Origin of the sequence: Thalassovita autumnalis, assembly GCF_001458255.1 — a bacterium.
GTDB classification, from domain to species: Bacteria; Pseudomonadota; Alphaproteobacteria; order Rhodobacterales; family Rhodobacteraceae; genus Thalassobius; species Thalassobius autumnalis.
Window position 1 is genome coordinate 28,444 of the sequence record NZ_CYSB01000029.1, and the last position, 26,052, is coordinate 54,495.

Sequence of the window (26,052 nt, forward strand, 5' to 3'; positions counted from 1 at the left end):
AAAAGCCGCCCCGAGGGGCGGCTTGCTTTACTGCAGGGCCTGAGAGGTTACTCAGCCCATTCCCACGGGCGGGTGTAGGCGCCCAGAACGTGGCCAACCTCATCATCATGGACAACGCCGGTGCGCTCGACACGGGCCACCAGACCACGTTTCTTGTCGTCCAGAACCTCAATCACCTTGGCGTTCAGCTTGGCCTCATCCAGCGCCTTGTTGTAGATGCGGGTGATGGCACGTTTGCGCAGGTCCGGCTTGAATACCTTGCCAACAGCGGTTTTCGGCAGCTCGTCCAGCACCTCAACATGTTTCGGGATGGCGGCGCGTTCGTGCACATGCACCTTGGCGTGCGCTAGCAGTTCTTCACCGGTGACGGATGCGCCCTCAACCAGCTCCACATAGGCACAGGGCAGTTCGCCCGAATGCGCATCCGGCTGACCGATGGCACCGGCCATGGCCACATCATGGTGCTGCAGCAGCGCCTCTTCGATCTCCGCTGGATCAATGTTGTGACCACCACGGATGATCAGGTCTTTGGCGCGACCAGTGATCCAGATGTAGTTTTCTTCATCGATACGGCCCAGATCGCCGGTCCGCAGGTATTTGCCGTGATGATAAAGCTCGGCGTTTTTCTCGGCCTCAGTGTAGGTGTTGCCCGCATAGACGCCGGGGTTTGAGACACAGATCTCACCCACCTCGTCAGGACCACATTCCACCGGTTCACCGTTGACCTCTTTGAAGATGCGCACATCGCTATAGGGGAAGCGGATCCCGACCGAGCCGACCTTCTTGCCACCGGTGGGCGGGTTACAGGACACCAAGCAGGTTGCTTCGGTCAGGCCGTAGCCTTCAACGATGGTCACGCCAGAGGTTTCCTCAAACCGTTTGAACAGCTCCAGCGGCAGCGGCGCGGAGCCCGAGAATGAAGTTTTGACCGAGGAGATATCCGCATCCACCGGGCGCTGCATCATCGCCGAAATGGCGGTGGGCACGGTAATGATGAAGGTGATCTGCCAGCGTTCGATCAGCTTCCAGAAGTTGTCAAAGACGCCATCACCGCGATAACCCGCCGGTGTGGGGAAGACCACATGGGTGCCCGCCGAAATGGCCGACATCATGATGACGTGGCAGGCAAAGACGTGGAACATCGGCAGCGGGCAGATGACGTTGTCATCATTGGTGAACAAGAGCGTTGCGCCCAGCCACCCATTGTAGACCATGCCGGAATAGCGGTGCTGCGCCACCTTGGGCATACCAGTGGTGCCGCCGGTGTGGAAATAGGCCGCAACGCGATCCTCGGTGCTGTCGGCAAAGGACAGCGAGGTCGGGTATTTCTTGGCCGTCTTGTTGAAGTCCAGCACATCAGCGTGGTGGTTGCCCGGATTCTTCGGGCGGATCAGCGGCACGATCAGCGATTTCGGCGGCGTCAGGTACCGGTTCAGGTCGATTTCCAGAACGGTTGCAACACCCGGCGCGTGGCGCACGGCCTCCGCGGTTTTCTGGGCCACATCGGTTTTCGGGAAGGCCTTCAGCGTCACCACCACCTTGGCTTTGGTTTCGCGCAGGATAGCGGCGATCTGTTCCGGCTCCAGCAGCGGGTTGATCGGGTTGATGATCCCTGCAATGGCGCCACCAAAGATCGTCAGCAGTGTTTCGGTACAGTTGGGCAGGATGCAGGCCACCACATCCTTTTCCCCGATCCCTAGATCCCGGAACATGTTGGCCACCTGACAGGTGCGCGCGTGCAGATCGTTCCAAGTCAGCGTTTCCGCCTTGTCCTTGGGGCCGCTTAGCAGCTGAAACGTGGTGGCTTTGCCGTTGCCATGGCGATCCTTGGTGCGTGTCAGCAGCTCATAGAAAGTGACCGGAACATCGCGGTCCTCCCATGGCATTTCGTTTTCCAAGGCAATTGTATCTTCTACCGAGGCAAAGGCCATCAGCATTCCTCCCAAAGTATCTCCCGTTTCGGACCCCAGATGGGCCAGTATTTAACGAAGCGGTTTTGTCCCTCGCAACAATGTGGAAGGGAAATTGTGCTGATACAAGGTTTCATTCGGACAGGGGCGCAACGTCAAAGAGAAGTTCGACCGGGGCAATCACACGCGGGGCGGGAAGTTTCCCAAAGGTCATGCCGCCTAAACAAGGCTTTCTACGGGATCAGTCCCGGGTGCAGCCCCCCACGTTGGGGATCCGCGTGGCCTGTCACCGGCGCGCACCTGCAGGAGTGGAAGAGGAAGACCGATGCGAGTGTCCCGGCCCTCCTCTTCCGTCCCGTGGTGGGTGCGCCGCTTATGCACCCATCTCTGGCACCGGTTCACGGGGAAGAATCTTGCGTCTGCATCACATTGCGCGCAGGCTGACCGCAAAAGAAAACCGGCCGGGGTTTGCCCGACCGGTGTCCTAACTCAGCATATTCAGTTCCGCTCAGGCCGCTTCAAAGCCTTCGGTGAACTGCAGCTTGGCCAGCTGGGCATAGAGCCCACCTTCGGCAACCAGCTGATCATGGGTACCCTGCGCCACAATGCGGCCTTCGTCCATCACCACAATCCGGTCGGCCTTTTTCACGGTGGCCAGACGGTGCGCCACGATCAGGGTTGTGCGGGTCTTGGACAGTTCATCCACAGCGCCCTGCACCGCGCGTTCGCTGGCCGCATCAAGCGCAGATGTGGCCTCATCCAGCAGCAGTACCGGGGCATCGCGCAGAATGGCCCGCGCAATGGCAATCCGCTGTTTCTGGCCGCCTGACAGCATGACACCGCGTTCGCCCACTTCGCTGGCGTAGCCATCCGGCAGTTTCATGATGAAATCATGCGCAGCGGCGGCTTTGGCGGCGGCCTCAACCTCGGCATCGCTGGCCTCAGGCCGGCCAAACCGGATGTTTTCCATCGCGCTTGAGGCAAAGATCACCGGATCCTGCGGCACCAGCGCCAGGTGTTTGCGGAAGGCATCACGCGCCATATCTTTCAGATCCACACCATCCAGCAGGATCCGTCCCTCCTGCGGGTCATAGAACCGCAGAATGGTCTGAATGATGGTGGTTTTGCCCGCGCCAGAGGGGCCGACAAAGGCCACCGTTTCACCGGGCTGGATTTGCAGATCCACCTGATCCAGCGCCGACACATCAGGCCGGGTCGGATAGCGGAAGCTGACGTTTTCAAACTGGATCTGACCAGTGACCTCAGCAGGCACGGCCTTGGGGGCTTCGGGATCGGCGACGCTGTCTTCCGCGTTCAGCAACTCGACCAGTCGCTCGGTCGCCCCGGCGGCCCGCTGCAGCTCGCCCCAGATCTCTGACAAGGCCCCGACGGAGCCTGCAACCATCACCGAATAGATCACGAACTGCACCAAGGCGCCGGCGCTCATCGTGCCGCTGCGCACGTCATTTGCACCGATCCACAACACGCCAACCACGCCCGAGAAGACAAGGAAGATCACGATCACCGTCATCAGCGCCCGCGTTGTGATCCGCCGCTTGGCCGAACCAAAGCTCGCCTCGGTCACATCCGAGAAGTCACGGCGCACGGCCATCTCATTGGTGAAGGCCTGCACGGTCTGAACGCTTTGCAATGCCTCTGACGCGCTACCGGAACTGGCGGCGATCCAATCCTGGTTTTCCCGGCTCAGCACCCGCAGCTTGCGGCCCAGCACCAGAATAGGCACCACCACCATCGGCACGATCAACAGGACCAACCCCGTCAGCTTGGCCGAGGTGAACAGCATCAGCACCAGCCCGCCAAGGAAGATCAGCACATTGCGCAGCGCGATTGAGATTGACGAGCCGATCACAGACAGGATCAGCGTGGTGTCGGTGGTGATCCGGCTCAGCACTTCACCGGTCATTATGTTTTCAAAGAACGCCGGGGACATGCCGACAACTCGGTCGAATACCGCCTTGCGAATATCGGCCACCACCCGTTCCCCCAGCCGGGTCACCAGCATGTAACGCAGACCGGTGCCCACCGCCAACAAGCCAGCAATCGCCATGGCCGCGGTGAAGTAGAGGTCCAGAATACCGCCATCTTCGGCGTTGAAATTATCGACCACCCGGCGCACGGCCAAGGGCAGCATCAAGGACACACTGGCCGTCAGAACCAGCGCCAAGCCCGCCAGGGCAGCCAGCCCGCGGTATGGCCTCAGAAAAGGCCAAAGCTCGCGCAGGGCGCCAACCTGTTTGGATTTTTCGCGGTCCTCATCCGATGAGATCGGGGCACGGGCCATGCACTGTCCTTCCTTCGCTTTGCGCAGCGGGTTTATGCGAGGACACGCGCCCCGGCAAGCGTGGCGCGCCCCGTGATGGGTGCGGTGTATCGCCTCCGTGACGGTAAATCGACGCGGCAGACAAGTCGAGCGCCGTAATTTTTGTTGACTCACATCTCTTCAGCCGACAAATAACACACAATTAATACGTTACGCAGGAGATATTACCGTGATTGACAGCACCGACCGCAAAATCTGCGACATCCTGCAACAGAACGCCCGCACCTCCTCCACCGATGTGGCGGCGATGGTTGGCCTGTCGGTCTCGGCCACAAACGAACGGATCCGGCGATTGAGTGACAGTGGCACCATCACCGGCTGGCATGCCACGCTGCGCCCGGATCGCTTTGACGCGGCGCTTTGTGCCTTTGTGCTGATCGACATGTCTTATGAAGGTGAGGCCGAAGCGGTCGCGGCCCTCAGCCAGCGCGATGAGGTGCAGGAGCTGCATCACATCTCCGGCCCGCACTCCTATCTGATGAAACTGCGGGTGGCAGACACCGCGGCGCTGCAGGCCTTTCTGAGCGAAGCGGTCAAACCCCTGCCCGCCATCACCCGCACCGAAACCGTCATCACCCTGGGGTCACCCAAGGAAACGCCGGCGATTGCAATCCCGGCCGGTATTGGGGGCGCAGATGTTTGAGGTTTTCCTGAAAGGGCTGGCTGTGGGCTTTGCCATCGCGGTGCCGGTCGGCCCCATTGGGCTTCTGTGCATTCGCCGCTCCATGACCGAAGGGCGCGCGGCGGGGTTTGCCACGGGCCTTGGCGCGGCGGCGGCAGATGGCACCTATGGGTTTCTGGTTGCGGCAGGGGTCGCCGCCAGTGGCCTGCTGCTGAGTTACACGACCGAAATGCAGCTGTTTGGCGGTTTGCTGATCGCGGTGCTGGGCGTGCTGAGTGCGCGGGCCTTCTTTCAGCCGCGTCCTGAGGCTGCGGACATGGCCCCTAGCAGAAACATCGCCAGCGCCTTTGGCACCACCTATCTGCTGACCCTATCGAACCCGATGACGATCATTGCCTTCACCGGCATGATTGCCGGCCTTGGCGCGGCGGCAGGCACCGGGGGGCAGGCGGCCTATGTTTTGGTCCTGGGGGTGTTTCTTGGTTCCGCGCTGTGGTGGTTGATCCTGGTGCAGCTGGCGCTTTGGGCGCGCAAACGGCTCACAGGCAACGCGCTGAAATGGCTGGACCTTCTGGCGGGCAGCGTCTTGATCCTCTGGGGGCTGCAACTGGCCCTGACCGCAGGCAGCGGAACACATTAACGGCCTCAGTAGATCGCAAGGGCATCACTGTCAGGGGAGTTTGGAGCGGGTAGCGGGAATCGAACCCGCACCTTAAGCTTGGAAGGCTCTTATGATACCATTTCACCATACCCGCTCAGAGTAGGCGAGGGTTTAGGAAATGCACCGGGGGAGGTCAAGCAGAAAGCGGCACACCCCGGACGTTCCACTGCCTCACCCATGAAAAACGGGGCCTCGTGGGCCCCGTTTTCAATCGCTTATTTGGCGCGTATTAGCCTGCAACCAAACCCGGGCGCGCCTTGCGCAGGCCCTGGGTGATCAGACCCGCCAGGACACATTTGATCAGGTCGCCGGGCACAAACGGCCCCATCGACAGGGTCAGCCCCATCAGCGTGGCGTCCAGCTTAAGGTACATGCCGATGATGCCGATCGGGTAGAGCACCAGAATGCCCCCAATGGCCGAGGCGATGGCCGGTGCGATCCAGCCGCCTTTGCCCGCCCACATCTCAGCCAGCAGGCCAGTCACGTAAGCCGCCACAACCCAGCCAAACAGGAAACCAGCGGTCACACCGCTGAACACGCCCAGACCACCGCGGCCGCCCGCCAGCAGCGGCAGGCCCAGCGCCACCAGACCCAGGAACAGGATCACGGCCAATGCGCCGCGTTTTGCCCCCAAAACAGTGCCCGCCAGCATGATGCCCAGGCTCTGACCGGTGATCGGTACGCCCAGCGGCAGGGTAAATTTCGGGATCAGCCCCAGTGCTGCGATCAGCGCAGCGAACAATGCGATTTGAGTGAGATTGCGTTCCATATGTCCTTCCCCCAACTCCGTAGTTTTACTGTATTCGCAGAGGTGTTTATTCCACACCACCCCGTGCCTTCAACGCCTCAGCGACCTGTTCTGCATCATCAAGAGCTAACAGCGCGAAAGGTAACAGTAATTTCCAACTGAATTTCTTGGTACTGCGGGCGCGCCAGGCTTCGATCAAGGTGCCGCCCTTACGGGTCAGTTCCGGGATGAAACGTATCACGAGGGTCACCGACAAGGCAATGCGGCGTCGGATCTTGGCACCGATAAACAGCCGCGCCATCAGGCGCTCCATCACATCCAGCATATCCTCCAGCGCGGTGGTCAGCGTCACCAGATTGGCCGCCGCCACCGCCGTGGCCAGCCGCATACACACCAACAGCCCTGCCTCAACATCGCGGGTCAGCACATGGTAAGTCATAATGATCAGCGACACCCAAAACACCGGCCGGATCAGCCGCAGCCCCTGCCGGGCAAAGCGCCGCCCTGCCACCAGATAGGCGCAGGCCACAGCTCCCATGACCAGCAGCGCGGCGACGCTCTGCTCAAGGTAGAAGACTGCGACGGTAAACAGGCACAGGCCCAGCAGCTTCCTGCCCGCGGGCCATGAATGGTAAGGCGTGCGGACCTCAGAGGTCAGCGAAATCATCGCTGCTACCCTGCCCTTTCATCGCCGCCACATAGGCCGCGATCACCTCTTTGGCGGGGCCGTCCCGTTCAATGCGCCCCTGTTCGACCCAAAGCACCCGATCATAATCGGCCAGCGCGTCCAGATCATGGCTGATGTGGATCAACGCCGGGCTGACCCCATCCAGATAGCGGGTCAGCGACAGGGTGGTGGGCAGGTCGAGACCGGCAAAAGGTTCATCCAGCACGATCACACCGGGGTTCATGGCCAGCACGGCCATCAGACAGACCAGATGGCGCTGCCCCTGGCTGAGCGTCTGGATCGAGCGGTCATACCAATCGGGACGTTTGAACTTTTCCAGCGTGACGCGTGCCTTGGCCTGGGCGTCATCCTTGGGCATGCCCTGTGCCACCAGACCAAAGGTCAGCTCCTCGCCGACGGTGGGGAAAATGATCTGATGATCGGGGTTCTGAAACAAAATGCCAACGGTGCGCAGCGCCTGCAGGCGCTCTTTGGCCACCGCAACGCCGTTCACGGTGACGGTTCCCTCATCTGCAGGCGCCAGCCCCGCGATCAGACGCGCCAGTTGCGATTTGCCAGAGCCATTGCGCCCGATCACCCCGATGCGATGTTCCCGCAGAGACAGGTTCAGACCATTAAAAATCTCAACACCATCACGCAGATAGCGCAGATCTGTGATCTCCACTTTGCAGGCAGGGTTCAGCGTTTCAACCTGCGATGCGGCGCTTTGGCCAGGGGTGTTGCCGTCTTCGTGGCTGTGCATCAGGCGTCCTCCGTTCGGGCAGGAAGTACAAGGAGAATCAGGGCCATGGCAAGGTGCTGCGTTTTTTTTCGAAAAAACTTCTAAAATGGGCGCGCCAGCTGCCGTTGTTATAATTGCGAGGGACCTCCTGCCTGAAATGCTTGGCCCGACTTGCTTGCCTGAACAGCGGTGCTGCGGCGTCACATGTCCTCCGATCCGCCTACCGTGCTTGGTAGGAACCGGCCCTCGCCCCCAACTGACATTCCCTCAGATTCCCTCATAGGTCGGTTACGTTTCCTCAAATGGTTCGATCAACTCTGGCCCTGAGGCCCGGTTGGAATTTACGCGCCGGTCGACCCGGTGCAGCTGCAGGGTCTGCGGCGGCGCTGCCTGCATCAGGGCAGCCGCGCCGTGCCCTTCCTCCCCCAGCCATTTGCCCCATTGATCGGGGCCAAGGATCACCGGCATGCGGTGATGCACCTGATCGATATCGCTGCTGGCGCCGGTGGTGACCACCGCGCAGGTGCGCAACGCTTCGCCCCCCTCAACCTGCCAATCCTGCCAGATGCCGGCCATCACCAGCGGCGTGTGATCCTGCCGGGTGATGTACCATGGCAAACGGTTGCCTTCGCTGTCCTTACTCCATTCATAGAACCCTGAGGTCGGGATCAGACAGCGACGGCTGCGGCAGGCCGCGCGAAAGGCTGGTTTCTCTGCGATGGTTTCCGCCCGCGCATTGATCAGCAGCGGCCCATCATTTGGCGCCTTGTACCAATGCGGCAGAAATCCCCAGCGCATCGCCCCGAGCCGCCGCATATCACCGTCAGAATAGACCACGTGAATGCCCGTCGTGGGGCAGACGTTGTAATTAGGCACATCGGGCAGATTGTTCGCCGGCGCCGCCTGAAACAGCTGCGCCATCGCATCATTGGGGAGCGTTACCGCAAAGCGCCCGCACATCGCTCAGCGCCGATGCTCTTTGCGGGCAATCTCAATACGCGCTTCCATCATCGACATTTCCGTCATGATCTCCTTGCGGCGTGTGCGGTCACCTGTGTCGCGCAGTTCTTCACGCAGCCGGGCCAGTTCGCGCGACAGGCTGACGAATTCAGGAACGCCGCCGGCCTCTTTGACCAACCGGTTGACCAAATGGTTTTCCGGATCCTCCACCTGCGGCAAGGGCTGCCCTGCCCCTTCGAGGTTGTCAAAAGCACCCTCTGCCTCAGCGGCGGCGATTTTGGCGTTGATAAGATCGATCAGCGGATGGTCCATATCCGCAGTTTATCCCGACCCACTGGCTGGGGGAAGCACGGATACACCCCGTTCATAGCGCGCCAAACGCTGTTCCAATGTGCCGGTGTGCAGCTCAAACAGGTGGTTGTCCTCATCATAGAAGTAGAGCGACTGCCCCTCCCCTTCGACGCGGGGTCTGGGGGGCTTCACCTCCAACCCCAGCGCTTTCACCTTTTCGGTCAGTTTGGGCAAATCCGCCTCAGACACTTTGAAGGCCACATGATTGTAGCTGCGCGCCTGCAGCGGATCGCCCTGCATCACCGCGATCCACAACCCCGCCACGTCAAAAAACCGCTCAGCCGAGAGTGAAAACCCCTCGGCCCCGCTGTCATAGATCCGCTTGGCGCCCAGAACTTCGATCAGGATCCGTTCCATCCGGTCCAGATCGCGCACCACAAAGGTCATATGTGACAGGCCTTCAATCATCGCGGGCTCCTCCGCTCCTCAATATGCAAAACGCGCGGAACATCCCTGTCCCGCGCGTCCTGATGTTTCAGTGTTTTCCGGTCAACGACCAGATCACTTCATCTTGATACGGCCGTCCACGTAAGGGGTGTAAGGCGCGTTTTCTGCCAGATACTCGGCAGTGACGTCTGCCAGATCGGGGCCGAAGTCATAGGCGTTCATGGCGCCACGGAACATTTTGTAGCCGTCGCCGCCGTTGCGCACGTAGTTGTTGGACACAGCACCGTAAACCTTATCCAGATCCACCGGCGCACCGCCAACCATCACGTCCGAAATACGCGAGCCAACTTCAGCCGAAACGTCCACGGTGAAGGTCATGCCCGCAACCTGCGGGAAGCGGCCTTTGACTTCTTCGATCTGGCTCACACCGTTTTCCAGCGCTTCAACCAGGGTCGAGCCTTTGATCTGGAAGGTCGACAGGGTGTTCTGGAACGGCAGCACGGTCAGCACTTCGCCCATGGTCACATCACCCGCATCGATGGAGGCGCGCAGACCACCGGAGTTGGCGATCGCAATGTCGATGCCCTGATCGGCCACACGGGCCAGCATCGCATCTGCCACCAGGTTGCCCATCTGGCATTCTTTCACGCGGCAATCGCCACGCTCACCGTTGATCGCTTCGGCGGCCGAGGCGACAACCTTGTTGCGGATCTCATCCAGCGGGGCTGCCGCTTCGGTGATACGCGCCTTGGTGGCTTCGTCTTCGGTCACGGCGGCGTCCATGATGATCGGCTCACCAGTGGCCGAGACAATCTCACCCGCATCGTTGAAGGTGACGTTCAGCTCACCCAGGAATTTGCCGTAGGCATAGGCCGAAACAATTGCAGTGCCGCCGACCATGGTCGGGTAAGCGCCTTCGGCACGGTCCGAGGTGTTGGACAGGTAGGTGTTGGAGTGGCCGCCAACGATCACGTCAACACCGGTGGTGTTGGCTGCAACCTGCTGGTCCACAACATAGCCCGAGTGCGACAGAACGATGATCTTGTTCACGCCTTCCGCGGTCAGCTTGTCAACTTCACCCTGAACCGCCTGAGACGGGTCGGTGAAGATAACGTTAGGACCGGGCGAGGCCAGTTCATCGGTGTCCTGCGGGGTCAGGCCGATCATGCCGATCTTTTCGCCACCACGTTCGATCACGGTCGATTTGGCCAGTTTGCCGGCCAGCAGCGGCTCCTGGCTGACGTCAGCGTTCGACATCAAAACGGGGAAGTTCACCGCATCCATGAAGCCACGCAGCACTTCGGGGCCATCGTCAAACTCGTGGTTGCCAACGGTCATGCCGTCGTAACCCAGTTTGTTCATCATCTCAGCGGCAAGTTTGCCTTTGTAGTAGGTGTAGAACAGGGTGCCCTGGAACTGGTCACCGCCGTCCACCAGGATCGAGTTCTCGGCGCGTGCACGGGCCGCTTCAACAGCGGTCACCAGACGGGCGGAACCACCGAAACACTTGCCTTCGGCGTTGCTGTCAGGCGAACAGCCCGAGTCATATTTGCTGATCGGTTCAAAACGGGCGTGGAAATCATTGGTGTGCAAAACGGTCAGATTAAAATCTGCCGCAGCCGCACCTGCACTCAGGGCGAGCGCAGCGGCGGAGGCAAGTAGACGAACGGACATGGTCTTCCTCTCTGTTGATTATTATCGCGTGAATCTGCACTGGTGTGCACCAACTGTCAAAAACTCAGTCCACATAGTGGTTTCAGGCCGGTGCAGCACCGCTGTTAGGCCTCAATTGTAACCGAATCGCTACGAAACCCGCATGAGTTTATTCGGATTTTTGCCCTGACGCTGGGGCAGCCATCGAAATGCGGCCATGGGATTCGGCGCGATGTTTTGAAATTGAGTATTTCCGGAACATTGAAAGCGGTGTTTTTCGCGCCCCAGCAGGGCGAAGCCTTGACGGGTGCGGCGCGGGGCGGCATCACGCGGACATGCTGATATACAAGATATTCCGGGCACCCGAATGGCAGGTGCTGGTCGATCATGGCGAGACCACAGGTGCGCCGATCGATGTCACCGACGGCTTTGTGCATTTCTCCACCGCTGCGCAGGCGGCAGAAACGGCCGCCAAACACTTCACCGCCGAAGAGGGGCTGACCCTTGTTGCGCTGGAGGCGGATGCCCTGGGCGATGCGCTGAAATGGGAAGTGTCGCGCGGCGGCGCCCTGTTCCCGCATCTCTACCGTAAAATGCAGATGGCGGATGTTCTGTGGCACAAGCCTTTGCCCTTGGTGGACGGCAGCCATCAGTTTCCGGAGGATATAGTATGAAGCTGATCGAAAAGATCGGCCTCAGCGCGCTGCACCGGGTGGATCCCGAGCGCGCCCATGGTCTGGCGCTGCTAGCGCTACGCACGGGCGCCGCGCCTTTGGCGGGGCTGGTGACCTCAGCGCGGTTGCGCACCTCGGTCGCGGGTCTGAATATGGCCAACCCGGTGGGCATTGCCGCAGGGTTTGACAAAAACGCCGAAGCGCTGTCACCGCTGTCACGCGCCGGATTTGGTTTTGTGGAGGTGGGCGCGGCCACGCCCCGCCCGCAGCCCGGCAATCCCAAGCCGCGCCTGTTCCGCCTGTCCGAAGACCGCGCCGCGATCAACCGCTTTGGCTTCAACAACGACGGGATGGAGGCCATCGGCACCCGCCTGTCGCAGCGTCCGCGCGATATGGTGCTGGGGCTGAACCTTGGCGCCAACAAAGACAGCGAAGACCGCGCCAGCGATTTTGCCCGTGTTCTGGCCCACACCGGCGCAAACTTAGATTTCGCGACGGTCAACGTGTCGTCGCCGAACACCGAAAAACTGCGCGACCTGCAGGGCGCGGCGGCGCTGACCAGCCTGCTGAACGGTGTGGTTGACGCCCGCAATGCGCTGGACCGGCCAATCCCGATCTTCCTGAAGATCGCCCCTGATCTGACCGGCGCGGAAATCGCTGAAATTGGTGAGGTGGCGCTGTCTACCGGGATCGATGCGGTGATTGCCACCAACACCACCCTGTCGCGCGACGGGTTGCAAAGCCCCCATGCCGCAGAGGCCGGTGGCCTGTCTGGCGCGCCGCTGTTTGACAAATCGACCCGGGTGCTGGCGCAGCTGTCCAAGCAGCTGGACGGGCGTCTGCCGATCATCGGTGTAGGCGGGATTTCATCGGCGGCAGAGGCCTATGCCAAGATCTGCGCCGGCGCCTCGGCCGTGCAGCTTTACACCGCGCTGATCTACGGCGGGCTCAGCCTCGGGGCTGAGATTGCCCGCGGGCTGGACCGGTTGCTGGAGCAGGACGGCTTCACCAATGTTGCCGACGCCGTGGGCCACAAACGGGAGGACTGGCTGTGATAACCATCTGGCACAACCCGCGCTGTTCCAAATCGCGCCAGACCCTGGCCCTGATCGAAGAAAAGGGTGAGGTGACCATCCGCCGTTACCTGGATGACGCCCCCAGCGTTTCCGAGATCCAAGAGGTGCTGAACCTGCTGGGTCTTTCAGCGGTGGAGCTGATGCGCGTGAAGGAAAAACGCTTCAAAGAGCTGGAGTTGTCCAAAAGCGATCCTGAGGCCGGTTTGATCGCCGCAATGGCACAAAATCCTGTCCTGATCGAACGTCCGGTGGTCTTGGCCAACGGCAAGGCCGCGATTGGCCGCCCGCCGGAACAGGTGCTGGATATCCTGTAACGTCGGCTCCCCTAGATGCGCTTGATTACCCACAGGCCACGTGCCGGTGGGTAATCGCTTTTTCTTATCTAAATCAGTGCTATATCTTAGTTCATCCACAGTGGCGCATCCGGTCCGCCCCTCGGTAACTTAAGGCAAACATCCCCAGATTTTCCACAGGCTGTGTATCGCAGATCAACCGGCCATTGCGGCGGGTCTGTTGGCCTCAGCCCGGGCTTCCAGGCTTGGGTAACGCGCTGCCAAGGTGACGGCCCGGATCACGAAACTTACCAACATAGATATCCACAGACCGTGGTTGCCTAAGGAAGGCACCAGCAGCGCGACCGAGGCCAGGTAAACCGCAAGGCTGATCGCCATCATATTGCGCATATCGCGGGTGGCTGTGGCGCCAATAAACACCCCATCCAGCATCCATGAGGCCAACCCCACAACGGGGCACAGCACCAGATAGGGCAGGAAGGCGCGCGCACCGGCACGCACATCCTCGGCAGTGGTCATTGTGTCGATGATCATCCCGCCAAACAGGGCAAAGCCCAGCGCCATCAGCACCGAAACCACCACACCCCAGATCGTCGCCAAGAGTGCCGCGCGACGCATGTGCCGCTTGAGGCCCGCGCCGAAGTACTGCCCCACCATCGCCTCGACCGCGAAGGCAAAGCCATCCAGCCCATGGGCGGTGATATTGAGGAATTGCAGTAGCACCTGATTGGCAGCCAGCGTCGTGTCGCCAAAGCCTGCGCCTGTCAGCAGGAAGGAGAGGAAAATCGCCTGCAACATCAGGGACCGCAGCAGGATGTCTGAATTGACCGCCATCATGTGGCGCAGCGCCACCCGGTCAAACACCCGCGCCCAATCGCGCCAGGCCGCATTGGAAAAACCCGCCCGGCACAGCCACAGCCCCATCAGGGCACCACTCCATTCGGCCAGGAAGGTGGCAATGGCCACGCCCTCCACACCCCAGCCCAGCCCCAGCACAAACCACAGGTCCAGCAGGATGTTCAGCCCGTTCATCCAGATTTGCAGGGCAAAGACGGCGCGGGTGCGTTCCTGCGCGATCAACCAGCCGGTCAGGCCATAAACCGCAATGGCGGCAGGGGCCGAATAGACCCGGATCTGCATATAGTCCCGCGCCAGTGCCTCCACCTCGGGTGAGGCGGGCGAGATCTGAAAGGCGGCCCAGAACAGGGGCATCTGCAGCAGAATGACCGCAACCCCGCCAAGGCCCGCGATCAACAGTGCACGGGTCAGCAGCGCTGCAACCTCACCGGATCGCCCGGCGCCCAGCGCCTGGCTGACCAGCCCGGTGGTGCCCATCCGCAGGAAGCCAAACATCCAGTAGATCGCGCTGAGAAAGATCGCCCCGACGCCAACCGCCCCGATCGGCACCGCCTGCCCCATCTGGCCAACAACACCGGTGTCCACCGCCCCCAGCAAGGGCACGGTGGCATTGGACAGCACAATCGGAATGGCGATGTTGAGCACCCGTTTATGGGTGATCTCAGCCTCAGGGCTGTGACCAGAGCTGCGACTGTCAGTCATCACGCGAGGGCATCAGGAAATGGCCGGTCGCCTGTGCGTAGGGCCGGGCGCGATTGTCCTGCCAGGCCTCCACATGCACCGAACCGTAGCGCCGCCCGGACCGGTTGATCTGCGCCCGCGCATAGGCATCCCGCGGCAAGCCGGAGCGCAGGTAGTCCACGGTAAAGTCGATGGTTTTGGGCAGCGGCGGCATTTTCCCGGCGACCAGCGCCTCGGCCTCCAGCTGGCCGCTTTCGATATCTTCCCACAGCGTGGCCCAGCTGAGGCCGATGATTGCGGTCATCTCAAGGAAGGCCGCCGTCGCACCACCATGCAGCGCCGGCAGAAAGGGGTTGCCGATCAGCTCATCTTTGAAGGGCATGATCGCGGTCAGCTCATCGCCGCGTCGATCAAACTCAATGCCAAGAAACTTGATGTAGGGAATGCTGTCGACCAGCGCGTTCAGCGCCGCATCCCGGCGTTGTTTTACCACCTGAACCGGTTCGGGACGTTTATGGGCCATTACTTCTTCTCCGCCACAAAGGCGCCGGTGGCGCTGGCCACCGGGGAGGCCTCATTGTCATCCAAGGCTTCAGCACGCACAAAGGCCACTGACCGGGTGACCCGATAACAGGTCGCGCGGGTGCGGATCGCCTGCCCAGGGGTGGCGGGACGCATGTAATCAATGCGCAGATCGATGGTTGCGGTGGTGCCCTTCACCTCAGGATGGGCCATCACGGCCGCGCCACAGGTGGTGTCCAAAAGGGCAAAGACCGCCCCACCATGAATCACCCCGCTTTCGGGATCGCCGATGAAACGTTCGTCATAGGGCATCTGCATCTCCGCCTGCCCGTCACTGACGTTGGTGAAAACCATGCCCAGCGCCTTAGCGTGTGGAATCGCCTCGATAAACTGCTGCGCAGCTTTGGTGTGTTCTTCACTCATCTCATACCCTCTTGTGCTGCGCCGATAAGACCGCCTCCGGTCTCAATTCGCAAGACCAACGGTTGCCCTCCTGCCCGCGAGACCCTAGTTTGCCGCCAAGGGAGCACCGCGTTATGTCCGAAATCAGACTGTCCTTTAAAGAGATGTGCGCCAAGTTTGACGTCACGCCACGAACTTTGCGTTATTATGAGTATATCGAGCTGCTGCAGCCCGAACGGCAGGGGCGGTCCCGTTTCTATGGCCACCGCGAAGTGGCCCGGATGACCCTGATCCTGCGTGGCCGGAAATTCGGCTTCCCACTGGAAGAGATCCGCCAGTGGCTGCTGATCCGCGATGACGAAGGCGATGTGGCTCAGCAGAAGGCCTGGGTGGTGATGGCCTCAAATCAGCTGAAACAGCTGGCTGAGCAGCGTCAGCAAATCGACGAAGCCATCGACGAATTGCAGAGCCTGCATGATGACACCCTGGCGGCCCTCGACGGTCGCTGATTCTACACAAACCGTAAAAATCAGGGCAAAATTCACCGTACATGCACGGGAAACACCCTAGAAAGCACCCATAGCGGGTGCTTTTTGCGTTTTGACGGAGCGTCATTCCCGCCCGTCAAAAAGATTACCTTGATTGATCCTACGTCAACATCCAAAGTGACGCGACGTATTAATTACGTAAACGTAAATCAGTGGTGTAGCCCTAAGACACAGCTCAAGCTCTGTCTTCCTGGGCCCATATGGAAAGCGTGAAAAATGACCGAAGAAGACACAATGACCATCCGCGAAATGTGCGACGCATTTCAGGTCACCCCGCGTACCCTGCGCTTCTACGAAGCAAAGGAACTGCTGTTCCCGATCCGGGAAGGGCAGAAACGGCTGTTCACCAAAAGTGACCGCGCCCGCTTGAAATTGATCCTGCGCGGTAAACGTTTTGGGTTCTCGCTGGAGGAAATCCGCCAGCTTCTGGACCTCTATGACATGGGCGACGCCCAGCTGACCCAGCTGAGCCGCACCTATGAAGTGGCCCAGCAGCGTCTGGATGACATGATCCGCCAGCGCGACGAACTGGAAGAAGCGATCGACGAGCTGAAGGAACAAATGAAATGGGGCGCCGAAATGATCGTCTCACTTCAGGAGCAAAAAAACGCCGCAGAGTGATCGCGGCCCTTCGTTACTTGGGAGAGAGACATGCCTAGCTATACCGCCCCCACCAAGGACCTGCAGTTTGTCCTGCATGACCTGTTGAACGTCAGCCAGTCCGACATCCCCGGCTACAGCGATCTGGAGGCTGACTTCACCTCCGCCGTGCTGGAAGAAGCTGGCAAGATCACCTCCGAGGTGCTGGCCCCGCTGAACGTGGTGGGCGACAAGGAAGGCTGTTCACTGGACAACGGTGTTGTGCGCGTGCCAACCGGCTTCCAGGAAGCGTTTGATCAGGTCCGCGAAGGTGGCTGGACCGGTCTGGACATGCCCGAAGAGTTCGGCGGCCAGGGCCTGCCCTATGTGATGGGCACCGCGGTTGGTGAAATGTTCTCGGCCTCAAACCAGGCCTTCACCATGTACCAGGGCCTGACCCACGGCGCGGCATCGGCCATTCTGGCCCACGGCACCGACCAGCAGAAAGAAACCTATCTGCCCAATATGATCAGCTGTGAATGGACCGGCACCATGAACCTGACCGAACCGCATTGCGGCACCGATCTGGGTCTGATGCGCACCAAAGCAGAACCGCAGGACGATGGCTCGTTCAAAATCTCCGGCCAGAAGATCTTCATCTCGGCGGGCGAACATGAAATGGCCTCCAATATCATCCACTTGGTGCTGGCCAAGATCCCCGGCGGCCCCGAGGGCATCAAAGGCGTGTCCCTGTTCATCGTGCCCAAGTTCATCGTGAACGAAGACGGCTCGCTCGGCGCCCGCAACGGCGTCAGCTGTGGCAACCTCGAAGAGAAAATGGGCATCCACGGCAACTCAACCTGTGTGATGAACTACGATGAGGCCACCGGCTACCTGCTGGGCACCGAACACAAAGGCATGCGCGCCATGTTCACCATGATGAACGAGGCCCGTCTGGGCGTCGGCATGCAGGGCATGGCTCAGGCCGAAGCCGCCTACCAGAACGCGCTGATCTACGCCAAGGACCGCCTGCAGGGCCGCGATGTGACCGGCGTGAAAAACCCTGATGGCCCGGCCGATCCGCTGATCGTGCACCCCGACATCCGCCGCAACCTGATGGATCAGAAAAGCTTCGTAGAGGGCGGCCGTGCCTTCCTCCTGTGGGGCGCGATGATGATCGACAAGGCACACCGCAACGGCGACAAAGACGCCGACGGCCTGATCTCGCTGCTGACCCCGGTGATCAAAGGCTTCCTGACCGATGAGGGCTACGACATGACCGTGCAGGCCCAGCAGGTCTACGGTGGTCACGGCTACATCGAAGAATGGGGCATGTCCCAGTTCACCCGCGACGCCCGGATCGCCATGATCTACGAAGGCGCCAACGGCGTTCAGGCGCTGGATCTGGTTGGCCGTAAACTGGCCCAGGACGGTGGCAAGCATGTGATGGCCTTCTTTGATCTGGTCAAATCCTTCCTCAAAGAAAACGCCGAAAACGAAGCCCTGAAAGCCGACTTCATGGAGCCGCTGAAAGCCGCCTCCAAGGATCTGCAGGCGGCCGGCATGTTCTTCATGCAGAACGGCATGAAAAACCCCAACGCGGCGCTTTCGGGCTCTTACGACTTCATGCACCTCTTCGGTCATGTCTGCCTCGGCCTGGTGTGGGCGCAGATGGCCAAGGCCGCGCAGGAAGCGCTGGACGGCGGTGCATCGGACAAGGCGTTCTATGAAACCAAACTGGCCACCGGCCGCTACTACATGGCCCGCCGTCTGCCGGCGACCGCCATGCACCTGGCGCGCATCAACACCGGTGCCGACACGGTGATGGCGCTGGACGCCGAACAGTTCTGAACGATCTAAACGGGGTGGGCCTTCGGGCCCGCCCTGCCCCTGTTGGTTTTGACCTGTCATGGGTCATGGGAGGACCGATGCCGAAACGTTTTCGCCTGACCCGCCGCATGCCCATCGCGATGACCGAGGACGCCTACCGGCGCCTGAAGAGGTTTTCGCAAGAGGCCGGGCTGGACGAGGGCGAGGCGATTTCCTTCCTGTTTGAAAACCTCGACGGGGTAATCGATGAGGAAAACTTCGGCCATAAACTGCGGCTGTTCAACGCAACGCTGGACGCCCGCAAACGCTAAATCCGCTGCGGTAGCGCGGGGGAAAATGACGGGAGAATGAGTATTTTTGGCAAGATGAATTGAGGGCGCGGCGCCCCGGCCACACTGGTCCCTTTCAGGAGAGTATGGCGCGGGGTTTCACCTTGCGCGCCCATCGCCTCTCCAGGCTGTGACGCATGGTTAGGCTAGCGGGTTAACCTTAACAGTGCGTTACTTGCACAAAGCCCAAGGCTTTCATCTTGCCAAAAATACTCAAAAAACGACGCAGCCGTAGGCCGCGCGCTTCGGGAGGAAGACCATGACCATCAAACTGCATTGCTTCGGCGAAAGCGGTAATTCCTACAAGGCAGCGCTGGCGCTGCAGCTTTCCGGTCTCGACTGGGAGCCGGTGTTTGTTGACTTCTTCAACGGCGCAGCCCGCCAGCCGGAGTATCTGGAAAACGTCAACGCCATGGGCGAAGCGCCGGTTCTGGTGGACGGCGATGTGAAGCTCAGCCAATCCGGCGTGATCCAGCAATATATCACCGACAAAACCGGCAAGTTCGGCGGCAGCAACGCCGAGAAATACGATGTGCTGCGCTGGGTGCTGTGGGACAATCACAAACTGTCCAGCCAGGCCGGCATGACCCGGTTCCTGATGAACTTCCTGCCCGAGGACAAGCGCCCGCAGCAGGTGATCCCCTTCATGCAGGGCCGTCTGAAGGCCGCCTATGCCGTGCTGAACAAACATCTGGAGGGGCGCGACTGGATTGTGGGCAATGGCATCACCAATGCCGACATTTCCTGCTGCGGCTACCTCTACTACCCCGAACCTTTCGGTTTTGACCGCAAAGAGTGGTCCAACATCGACCGCTGGCTCGACAATATCTCGAGGCTCAAAGGCTGGAAACACCCCTATGACCTGATGCCCGGCCACCCCTCGGACCGGACCTAGTGGATCTGAGCATGAAACTTCCTGAATTCAAGATCGTGTTAGAACCGCGCTCGGAAGACGCAATTTCCGCTCAGGGGTTTGACTGGGCCGATGACGATGTTGGCACGCGCTCGAAGGTAGGTGGAGCTGCTGACTTGCCGGCAGAGGTTGCACTGCCAAACTGCCCTAGCTGCACTGTCGCTATGACCTTTGTTTCGCAACTAGACTCGATCGGCGACTCAATTTGCTTCGCCGATGCAGGCTTGTTGTTCACCTTCGTCTGCTTCGATTGTTTCGAGGCAGCCAGTATCATCCATAGCTCTTAAGGAGATCCTATGACTGACGTATATATCTACGACGCGCTGCGCACCCCGCGTGGCAAGGGCCGCAAGGATGGCTCGCTACACGAGGTGACCGCCTCGCGCCTTTCGGCCAATGTGCTGAACGCGCTGAAAGAGCGCAACAATCTGGACGGCCACGCCGTCGAGGATGTGATCTGGGGCAATGCCACCCAGGTGATGGAACAGGGCGCCTGCCTGGCGCGGACCGCCGTGCTGGCCTCGGACCTGGATGAGCGTATCCCCGGCCTGTCGATCAACCGCTTTTGCGCCTCGGGCATGGAGGCTGTGAACCTTGCCGCCAACCAGATCGCCGGTGGCGCAGGCGATGGCTACATCGCCGGTGGTGTTGAGATGATGAGCCGCGTGCCGATGGGCAGCGACGGCGCGGCTGTTGCAGCGGATCCTTCCGTGGCGATGGACCGCTATTTTGTCCCGCAGGGCATTTCGGCCGATATCATCGCAACCGAATATGGCTTCACCCGCGATCAGGCCGACGCATTGGCCGTTGAATCGCAGCGCCGCGCCGCTGAGGCGATGGCCGATGGCCGTTTCGACAAATCGGTGATTGCGGTCAAGGACGTCAACGGTCTGACCATTCTGGACCGTGATGAATACCCCCGCCCCGGTACTGACATGCAGGCCCTGGGCGCGCTGAAGCCGGCGTTTAAGGATCTGGGTGAAATGATGCCCGGGTTCGACAAGGTGGCGCTGCTGAAATACCCACATCTGGAAAAGATCAACCACATCCACCACGCCGGTAACTCGTCCGGTATCGTGGACGGATCCGCAGGTGTTCTGTTGGGCAACGAAGAGTTCGGCAAGAAGTTCGGCCTGACGCCGCGCGCCCGCATCCGCGCCACCGCCAAAATCGGCACCGATCCGACCATCATGCTGACCGGTCCGGTTCCGGTGACCGAAAAACTGCTGGCTGACAGCGGCATGTCCATTTCGGACATCGACCTGTTTGAAGTGAACGAAGCCTTTGCATCGGTTGTGCTGCGCTTCCAGCAGGCCTTTGATGTTGATCCGTCGCTGGTCAACGTGAACGGCGGTTCCATCGCGCTGGGTCACCCGCTGGGCGCCACCGGTGCCATCATCATCGGCACCCTGCTGGACGAGCTGGAGCGTCAGGACAAAGAGGTTGGTCTGGCCACCCTCTGCGTGGCCTCCGGCATGGGCGCCGCCACCGTGATCGAACGCGTGTAACCCCAGGGGAAGAGTTGAGATTATGACTGACTTTACCATGAACAAAGATGCCGAGGGCATCGCCACCATCACCTGGGACACTCAGGGCAAATCCATGAACGTCATGAATGAGCAGGGGTTCTATGATCTAGACGCTCTGATGGATGACGCGCTAGCAGATGACGCCGTAAAAGGCATCATCATCACCTCAGGCAAAGCGGGCTCTTTTGCCGGCGGCATGGACCTGAACGTGATTGCCAAGATGAAAGAAATGGCTGGTGACAGCCCGGAACAGGGCCTGTTTGACGGGCTGATGAAAATGCACGGCATCCTGCGCAAGATTGAGCGTGCCGGCATGGACCCGAAGACCAACAAAGGCGGCAAGCCTGTTGCCTGTGTAATGCCCGGCACCGCGCTTGGCATTGGTTTTGAGATCCCGCTCAGCTGTCACCGCACCTTTGTCGCCAACAACCCCAAAGCCAAGATCGGCCTGCCGGAAATCATGGTCGGCATCTTCCCCGGCATGGGCGGCACCACCCGTCTGGTCCGCAAGCTGGGGGCCATGGGCGCCTCGCCCTACCTGTTGCAGGGCAAACAGCTGAACCCCGCGAAGGCCAAAGCGGCCGGTCTGGTGGATGAGGTTTCTGATGATCCAATGGCGGCGGCGCGTGAATGGGTGCTGTCTGAACCGAAGATCGTGAAGCCCTGGGATGAAAAGGGCTACAAAATGCCCGGCGGTGCCCCTTATCACCCGGCTGGTTTCCAGACCTTCGTTGGGGCCTCGGCCATGGTGAACGGCAACACCCAAGGTGCCTTCCCGGCTGCCAAGGCGCTCTTGAGCGCGGTTTATGAAGGTGCATTGGTGCCCTTCGACACCGCCATCAAGATTGAGGCCCGTTGGTTCACCAACGTGCTGATGAACCCCTCCTCCGCTGCAATGATCCGGTCGCTCTTCATCAACAAGGAAGCGCTGGAAAAAGGCGCCAACCGTCCCGCCGTTGCCGATGAGACCGTCAAGAAAGTGGGCGTTCTGGGCGCCGGCATGATGGGCGCAGGCATTGCGCTTGTTTCGGCCATGGCCGGTATCGAAGTGGTTCTGATCGACCAGAAACAAGAGGCCGCGGACAAAGGCAAAGCCTATACCGAGACCTATATGGACAAGGGCATCAAACGCGGCAAAGCCACGGCTGAGAAGAAAGAGCAAGTGCTTGGCCTGATCACCGCGACCACCGATTATGCTGCCCTCGCTGACGCCGATCTGATCATTGAAGCCGTGTTCGAAGACGTCGGCATCAAGGCCGAGGTGACCAAAGCGGTTGAGGCTGTGATCTCAGAGGATTGCATCTTCGCCTCCAACACCTCGACCCTGCCGATCACCGGTCTGGCCAAAGCCTCCAGCCGGCCTGAGCAGTTCATCGGCATCCACTTCTTCTCCCCTGTTGAGAAGATGCTGCTGGTGGAGATCATCAAAGGCAAGGAAACCGGTGACCGCGCGGTGGCCAAGGCGCTGGATTACGTGCGCCAGATCCGCAAGACCCCGATCGTTGTGAATGACGAACGGTTCTTCTACGCCAACCGCTGCATCATCCCCTACCTGAACGAAGGTGCGCGGATGGTCACCGAAGGCGTCGCCCCGGCGCTGATCGAAAACGCCGCACGTCAGCTGGGCTTCCCGCTGGGCCCGCTGCAGCTGATCGATGAGACCTCGCTGGAACTGGGTGTGAAGATCTCCAAAGCGACCAAAGCAGCGATGGGCGATGCCTACCCTGCCGATATGGGACCGGTGGATGATCTAATGTACGCCATGGTGGAAGAGGGCCGTCTGGGCCGTAAATCCGCCGCGGGTTTCTATGCCTATGACGAAAAAGGCAAACGTCAGGGTCTGTGGGAAGGTCTGGGCGAACGTTGCCCGGTTGCCGCGGATCAGCCCTCGCTGATCGACGTGCAGCACCGTCTGATGTTTGCGCAGGTGTTGGAAGCGGTGAAATCGCTGGAAGAGGGCGTGTTGGAAGACATCCGCGAAGGCGACGTCGGCGCGATCCTCGGCTGGGGTTTTGCACCTTGGTCCGGCGGCCCGTTCAGTTGGCTCGACATCATCGGCACACCCTATGCGGCTGAGCGTTGCGCAGAACTGGCCGAAACCTATGGCGATCGCTTCACCCCGCCTGCCCTGCTGAAGGAAATGGGCGACAAGGGTCAGAGCTTCTACGGTCGGTTTGACAAGGCTGCTGCAAAAGCCGCCTAAAGGCACCGGTTAAGAACAGCAAACGCGCCTCGGGATCCCTGGGCGCGTTTTCGTTTGGGCAAAGCTATCAGGTCCCGGTGGCCATGGTCAGCAGCACCGTCAGATAGATCCCGTAGCACAGCACAAACGACGCGCCCTCCCGCCGGCTGACGGTCCAACGTGTGCGGGCAAACAGCATCAGCACCAGCGATGCCGCCACCAGAACCCAGATATCAAGGCGCATGATCTCAGCCGGGATCTGCATCGGTTGCACCCAGGCCGTGATGCCTAAGATGCCCAAAATGTTGAAAATATTGCTGCCCAGCACATTGCCCAGGGCCACGTCACCTTCGCCTTTGCGCACGGCAATCACGGCGGTGGCCAGTTCCGGCATGGAGGTGCCGATCGCCACAATGGTCAGGCCGATCACCGCCTCAGACAGGCCCGCCGCCTCGGCAATGCTGACGGCGCCTGACACCAAGGCCCGCGCGCCCAGCACCGTCACAACCAGCCCGGCCACAGCAATCATCAGCGATGGGCCCAGCGCCAGGTCTGGCCCCGGCACGGCCTCTGCTTCGGCCTCATAAACCTCCCCCGAAGGGGAACCCTGATGCCGCATCTCATACCACAGCGTTGCGGCCAGATAGACACAGAGTGAAAAGAAGAACAGCGCCCCAATCGGCCGCGTGGCTTCGCCGTTCAGGACAACGATCAAACAGGCCGTGGTGGCCGCGATCATCACCAGCCCGTCCCGTTGAAACGCCCGTGGATCCACCGCCACTGGCGCCATCAAGGCCGCAACGCCAAGGATCAACAGGATATTGCCGATGTTGCTGCCAACCACATTGCCCACCGCAATGCCCGAAGACCCGGACAAGGCCGCCTGCAGGCTGGTCACCAGTTCCGGAGATGAGGTGCCAAAGCCCACCAGCGTCAGCCCGATCACCATGGGCGACAGGCCGAACCCCTTGGCGACAGAAACGGACCCCCGCACCAGCATCTCGCCTCCAAGGACAAGCCCAACAAGGCCAAGCAATACCAGCAGCGCCGCAGTCATCTGATCACCTCGTCATTCACACAAGGATCAGCTTAGCCCCTTTTTGCGCCATTGCGAGGGTCTTAGCCGCGATAGCCCAGCGCCGCCTCAGCCAGATGGGTGGTCAACTGGCGCAATTCCTCAAGTGGCATGTCCTTCAGCGCCCCTAGGCGGAAGTTCTTGCGCATCAGCGCCAGGCCGAACAGCACCGCCAACAGCATCGCCGCACGTTCCGCAGCACGCGGCCCGCCGATGGTTTCGGCCAACGGGTCCGCCATGCCATTTTGCACCATATCCTGAATGCGCGGCCCCATTTCCGGGTCGATGACATTGCTCAGCAGCATGGAAAAGGCACTGGCCGCCTCACTTTGGTCATCCACCGGATGGGTGAAACTGGCCACCGCGGCTGCCAGCAGGCCATCGCGGTCAGCTGCCAGCGCCTCCCACGGGGCGACCTCGGCCAATGTGGCCTCAAACAGCCCTTGTTTGCCGCCGAAATAGCGTGACACCAAAGCCGCATCGACCCCCGCCGCACCGGTGATATCGCGTACCGACACATTGGAATAGCCCCGCGTCCAGAACAACTGGCGCGCCGCAACAAGCAGCTTGTCCCGGGTCGTTGGGGCCTTGGTCGTGAGTGCCTTGGTCATAGGCCATACCTAATAGCGGTGGAAAAAATGTCAACAAGTGTTGACGACCGTAAAACCCTCCCTATATGGAACGTCAACAACCGTTGACAAATCCTCATCATACCCGCCAGGAGATCCCCATGGCCAAGAACCTTGCCCTTATCACCGGTGCCTCATCTGGCATCGGAACCGAATTTGCCCGCTATCACGCTGCCCGAGGCGGCGATCTGGTGATCGCAGCCCGCCGCGAAGCGCCGCTGCAGGCGCTGAAGGCCGAACTGGAGGCTGCCCATGGCATCACCGTCACGGTGATTGCGATGGACGTCGGCTCCTCCGAGCAGGCGACCAAACTGTTTGAAGTGATCAAGGCACAGGGGCTTGAGATCGATGTGCTGATCAACAACGCCGGCTTTGGCGGCCATGGCGCCTTCCTTGATCGGGATCTGGCCAAAGATCAGGCGATGATTGACCTCAACGTCTCGGCGCTGGTGACATTGGCCCATCTGGTCGGCAATGACATGCGCCAGCGTGGCGGCGGCAAGATGCTGCATGTCTCCTCCACCGCCAGCTTCATGCCCGGCCCCTATCAGGCGGTCTATTTCGCGACCAAAGCCTTCGTCACCTCCTTCAGTCAGGCCATCGACGAAGAGATGCGCAAGGACGGGATCACCTCCACCGCGCTCTGCCCCGGTCTGGTGGCCACCGAATTTGTTGAGGCTGCCGATCTGGGTGGCACCGGTCTGGCCAATCAGAAAGCCGCCACGCCGCAGTCCGTCGCCAAATGCGGCTATGACGCGATGGTCAAAGGCGATCTGATCGCCATCAACGATGGCCGCCTGTCGTTCATGCTGAACTGGATCACCCCGTTCCTGCCACGCCGCCGGATGCTGAAGATGATGGCGGGCATGCAGACCAAGTAAGGCCACGTG

28 protein-coding genes and 1 tRNA gene are annotated in these 26,052 nt (G+C 60.5%); 14 read left to right on the forward strand and 15 right to left on the reverse strand.

Annotated elements, in window-relative coordinates; translation table 11 throughout:
- Positions 1 to 47: 47 nt before the first annotated feature.
- Positions 48 to 1,931, reverse strand: a complete 1,884-nt coding sequence (locus tag TL5118_RS10485; RefSeq protein WP_058245168.1) for an acyl-CoA synthetase — start codon at positions 1,929 to 1,931, stop codon at positions 48 to 50.
- Positions 1,932 to 2,418: 487 nt separating this feature from the next.
- Complete coding sequence (locus TL5118_RS10490; protein WP_058244966.1) at positions 2,419 to 4,212, reverse strand: ABC transporter transmembrane domain-containing protein; 1,794 nt, start codon at positions 4,210 to 4,212, stop codon at positions 2,419 to 2,421.
- Between the two features lie 208 nt (positions 4,213 to 4,420).
- Between TL5118_RS10490 and TL5118_RS10495 the strand changes: the two genes are divergently transcribed.
- The gene (locus tag TL5118_RS10495; RefSeq protein ID WP_058244967.1) at positions 4,421 to 4,894 is read left to right on the forward strand and encodes an Lrp/AsnC family transcriptional regulator; all 474 of its coding nucleotides are present in this window, start codon (positions 4,421 to 4,423) and stop codon (positions 4,892 to 4,894) included.
- Positions 4,887 to 5,513: a LysE family translocator gene (locus TL5118_RS10500; RefSeq protein WP_058260790.1), complete on the forward strand. Its 627-nt coding sequence runs from the start codon at positions 4,887 to 4,889 to the stop codon at positions 5,511 to 5,513. Before TL5118_RS10495 ends, TL5118_RS10500 begins: the two co-directional genes overlap by 8 nt.
- A gap of 41 nt (positions 5,514 to 5,554) precedes the next feature.
- Here the strand turns inward: TL5118_RS10500 and TL5118_RS10505 are convergent.
- From TL5118_RS10505 to TL5118_RS10540, 8 genes are all read right to left on the reverse strand, one after another.
- A tRNA-Gly gene (locus TL5118_RS10505) sits at positions 5,555 to 5,628 on the reverse strand.
- Positions 5,629 to 5,763: 135 nt separating this feature from the next.
- Entirely contained in the window at positions 5,764 to 6,303 is a 540-nt protein-coding gene (locus TL5118_RS10510) for a biotin transporter BioY (RefSeq protein WP_058244968.1), read from the reverse strand.
- A 46-nt stretch (positions 6,304 to 6,349) separates the two neighbouring features.
- A complete protein-coding gene (locus TL5118_RS10515; protein ID WP_058244969.1) occupies positions 6,350 to 6,949 on the reverse strand; it encodes an energy-coupling factor transporter transmembrane component T family protein in 600 nt (199 codons plus the stop codon).
- Positions 6,930 to 7,712, reverse strand: a complete 783-nt coding sequence (locus tag TL5118_RS10520) for an energy-coupling factor ABC transporter ATP-binding protein (RefSeq protein WP_082626414.1) — start codon at positions 7,710 to 7,712, stop codon at positions 6,930 to 6,932. The genes TL5118_RS10515 and TL5118_RS10520 overlap by 20 nt, the downstream gene beginning before the upstream one ends.
- A 267-nt stretch (positions 7,713 to 7,979) precedes the next feature.
- Complete coding sequence (locus TL5118_RS10525; protein WP_058244970.1) at positions 7,980 to 8,651, reverse strand: SOS response-associated peptidase; 672 nt, start codon at positions 8,649 to 8,651, stop codon at positions 7,980 to 7,982.
- 3 nt (positions 8,652 to 8,654) lie between these two features.
- Positions 8,655 to 8,963, reverse strand: a complete 309-nt coding sequence (locus tag TL5118_RS10530; protein WP_058244971.1) for a DnaJ family domain-containing protein — start codon at positions 8,961 to 8,963, stop codon at positions 8,655 to 8,657.
- A gap of 9 nt (positions 8,964 to 8,972) precedes the next feature.
- Positions 8,973 to 9,410, reverse strand: coding sequence for a FosX/FosE/FosI family fosfomycin resistance hydrolase (gene fosX, locus TL5118_RS10535; protein ID WP_058244972.1), 438 nt, complete (start codon positions 9,408 to 9,410; stop codon positions 8,973 to 8,975).
- Positions 9,411 to 9,503: 93 nt separating this feature from the next.
- Positions 9,504 to 11,063, reverse strand: a complete 1,560-nt coding sequence (locus TL5118_RS10540) for a bifunctional metallophosphatase/5'-nucleotidase (protein ID WP_058244973.1) — start codon at positions 11,061 to 11,063, stop codon at positions 9,504 to 9,506.
- 314 nt (positions 11,064 to 11,377) lie between these two features.
- Here TL5118_RS10540 and TL5118_RS10545 point away from each other — a divergent pair, with 314 nt between their 5' ends.
- Genes TL5118_RS10545 through arsC form a run of 3 tightly spaced genes read left to right on the forward strand, consistent with a single transcriptional unit; the run spans position 11,378 to position 13,106 of the window.
- A complete protein-coding gene (locus tag TL5118_RS10545) occupies positions 11,378 to 11,716 on the forward strand; it encodes a DUF952 domain-containing protein (RefSeq protein ID WP_058244974.1) in 339 nt (112 codons plus the stop codon).
- Positions 11,713 to 12,771 carry a quinone-dependent dihydroorotate dehydrogenase gene (locus tag TL5118_RS10550; RefSeq protein WP_058244975.1) on the forward strand — a complete coding sequence of 353 codons (1,059 nt, stop codon included), beginning with the start codon at positions 11,713 to 11,715 and terminating at the stop codon, positions 12,769 to 12,771. Before TL5118_RS10545 ends, TL5118_RS10550 begins: the two co-directional genes overlap by 4 nt.
- The gene (arsC, locus tag TL5118_RS10555) at positions 12,768 to 13,106 is read left to right on the forward strand and encodes an arsenate reductase (glutaredoxin) (protein WP_058244976.1); all 339 of its coding nucleotides are present in this window, start codon (positions 12,768 to 12,770) and stop codon (positions 13,104 to 13,106) included. The genes TL5118_RS10550 and arsC overlap by 4 nt, the downstream gene beginning before the upstream one ends.
- 174 nt (positions 13,107 to 13,280) lie before the next feature.
- Here arsC and TL5118_RS10560 read toward each other — a convergent pair whose 3' ends face one another.
- From TL5118_RS10560 to TL5118_RS10570, 3 genes are read right to left on the reverse strand one after another with little or no spacing between them, the layout of a single operon-like run.
- Positions 13,281 to 14,645 carry an MATE family efflux transporter gene (locus tag TL5118_RS10560; protein WP_058244977.1) on the reverse strand — a complete coding sequence of 455 codons (1,365 nt, stop codon included), beginning with the start codon at positions 14,643 to 14,645 and terminating at the stop codon, positions 13,281 to 13,283.
- The gene (locus TL5118_RS10565) at positions 14,638 to 15,147 is read right to left on the reverse strand and encodes a PaaI family thioesterase (RefSeq protein ID WP_058244978.1); all 510 of its coding nucleotides are present in this window, start codon (positions 15,145 to 15,147) and stop codon (positions 14,638 to 14,640) included. Before TL5118_RS10565 ends, TL5118_RS10560 begins: the two co-directional genes overlap by 8 nt.
- Complete coding sequence (locus tag TL5118_RS10570; protein WP_058244979.1) at positions 15,147 to 15,569, reverse strand: PaaI family thioesterase; 423 nt, start codon at positions 15,567 to 15,569, stop codon at positions 15,147 to 15,149. Before TL5118_RS10570 ends, TL5118_RS10565 begins: the two co-directional genes overlap by 1 nt.
- Before the next feature lie 113 nt (positions 15,570 to 15,682).
- On the opposite strand from TL5118_RS10570, the gene TL5118_RS10575 reads away from it, so the two are divergent.
- From TL5118_RS10575 to TL5118_RS10610, 8 genes are all read left to right on the forward strand, one after another.
- A complete protein-coding gene (locus TL5118_RS10575) occupies positions 15,683 to 16,057 on the forward strand; it encodes a MerR family transcriptional regulator (protein ID WP_058244980.1) in 375 nt (124 codons plus the stop codon).
- A gap of 255 nt (positions 16,058 to 16,312) precedes the next feature.
- Positions 16,313 to 16,717, forward strand: coding sequence for a MerR family transcriptional regulator (locus TL5118_RS10580; RefSeq protein ID WP_058244981.1), 405 nt, complete (start codon positions 16,313 to 16,315; stop codon positions 16,715 to 16,717).
- A gap of 30 nt (positions 16,718 to 16,747) precedes the next feature.
- The gene (locus TL5118_RS10585) at positions 16,748 to 18,526 is read left to right on the forward strand and encodes an acyl-CoA dehydrogenase C-terminal domain-containing protein (protein WP_058244982.1); all 1,779 of its coding nucleotides are present in this window, start codon (positions 16,748 to 16,750) and stop codon (positions 18,524 to 18,526) included.
- 77 nt (positions 18,527 to 18,603) lie between these two features.
- Complete coding sequence (locus TL5118_RS10590) at positions 18,604 to 18,816, forward strand: hypothetical protein (protein WP_058244983.1); 213 nt, start codon at positions 18,604 to 18,606, stop codon at positions 18,814 to 18,816.
- A 277-nt stretch (positions 18,817 to 19,093) separates the two neighbouring features.
- Positions 19,094 to 19,729 (forward strand): glutathione S-transferase family protein, encoded by a 636-nt coding sequence (locus TL5118_RS10595; RefSeq protein ID WP_058244984.1) that lies wholly within the window; start codon positions 19,094 to 19,096, stop codon positions 19,727 to 19,729.
- Positions 19,730 to 19,740: 11 nt separating this feature from the next.
- Complete coding sequence (locus tag TL5118_RS10600; protein WP_131727436.1) at positions 19,741 to 20,034, forward strand: hypothetical protein; 294 nt, start codon at positions 19,741 to 19,743, stop codon at positions 20,032 to 20,034.
- A 9-nt stretch (positions 20,035 to 20,043) separates the two neighbouring features.
- Complete coding sequence (locus TL5118_RS10605; protein ID WP_058244986.1) at positions 20,044 to 21,255, forward strand: acetyl-CoA C-acetyltransferase; 1,212 nt, start codon at positions 20,044 to 20,046, stop codon at positions 21,253 to 21,255.
- A gap of 22 nt (positions 21,256 to 21,277) precedes the next feature.
- Complete coding sequence (locus TL5118_RS10610; RefSeq protein WP_058244987.1) at positions 21,278 to 23,479, forward strand: 3-hydroxyacyl-CoA dehydrogenase NAD-binding domain-containing protein; 2,202 nt, start codon at positions 21,278 to 21,280, stop codon at positions 23,477 to 23,479.
- A gap of 67 nt (positions 23,480 to 23,546) precedes the next feature.
- Here the strand turns inward: TL5118_RS10610 and TL5118_RS10615 are convergent, their stop codons facing one another.
- Together TL5118_RS10615 and TL5118_RS10620 are read right to left on the reverse strand one after the other, a co-directional pair.
- Complete coding sequence (locus TL5118_RS10615) at positions 23,547 to 24,515, reverse strand: calcium/sodium antiporter (protein ID WP_058244988.1); 969 nt, start codon at positions 24,513 to 24,515, stop codon at positions 23,547 to 23,549.
- Between the two features lie 62 nt (positions 24,516 to 24,577).
- Positions 24,578 to 25,144 carry a TetR/AcrR family transcriptional regulator gene (locus TL5118_RS10620; RefSeq protein ID WP_058244989.1) on the reverse strand — a complete coding sequence of 189 codons (567 nt, stop codon included), beginning with the start codon at positions 25,142 to 25,144 and terminating at the stop codon, positions 24,578 to 24,580.
- A gap of 119 nt (positions 25,145 to 25,263) precedes the next feature.
- On the opposite strand from TL5118_RS10620, the gene TL5118_RS10625 reads away from it, so the two are divergent.
- Positions 25,264 to 26,043: an SDR family NAD(P)-dependent oxidoreductase gene (locus tag TL5118_RS10625; protein WP_058244990.1), complete on the forward strand. Its 780-nt coding sequence runs from the start codon at positions 25,264 to 25,266 to the stop codon at positions 26,041 to 26,043.
- Positions 26,044 to 26,052: the final 9 nt, after the last annotated feature.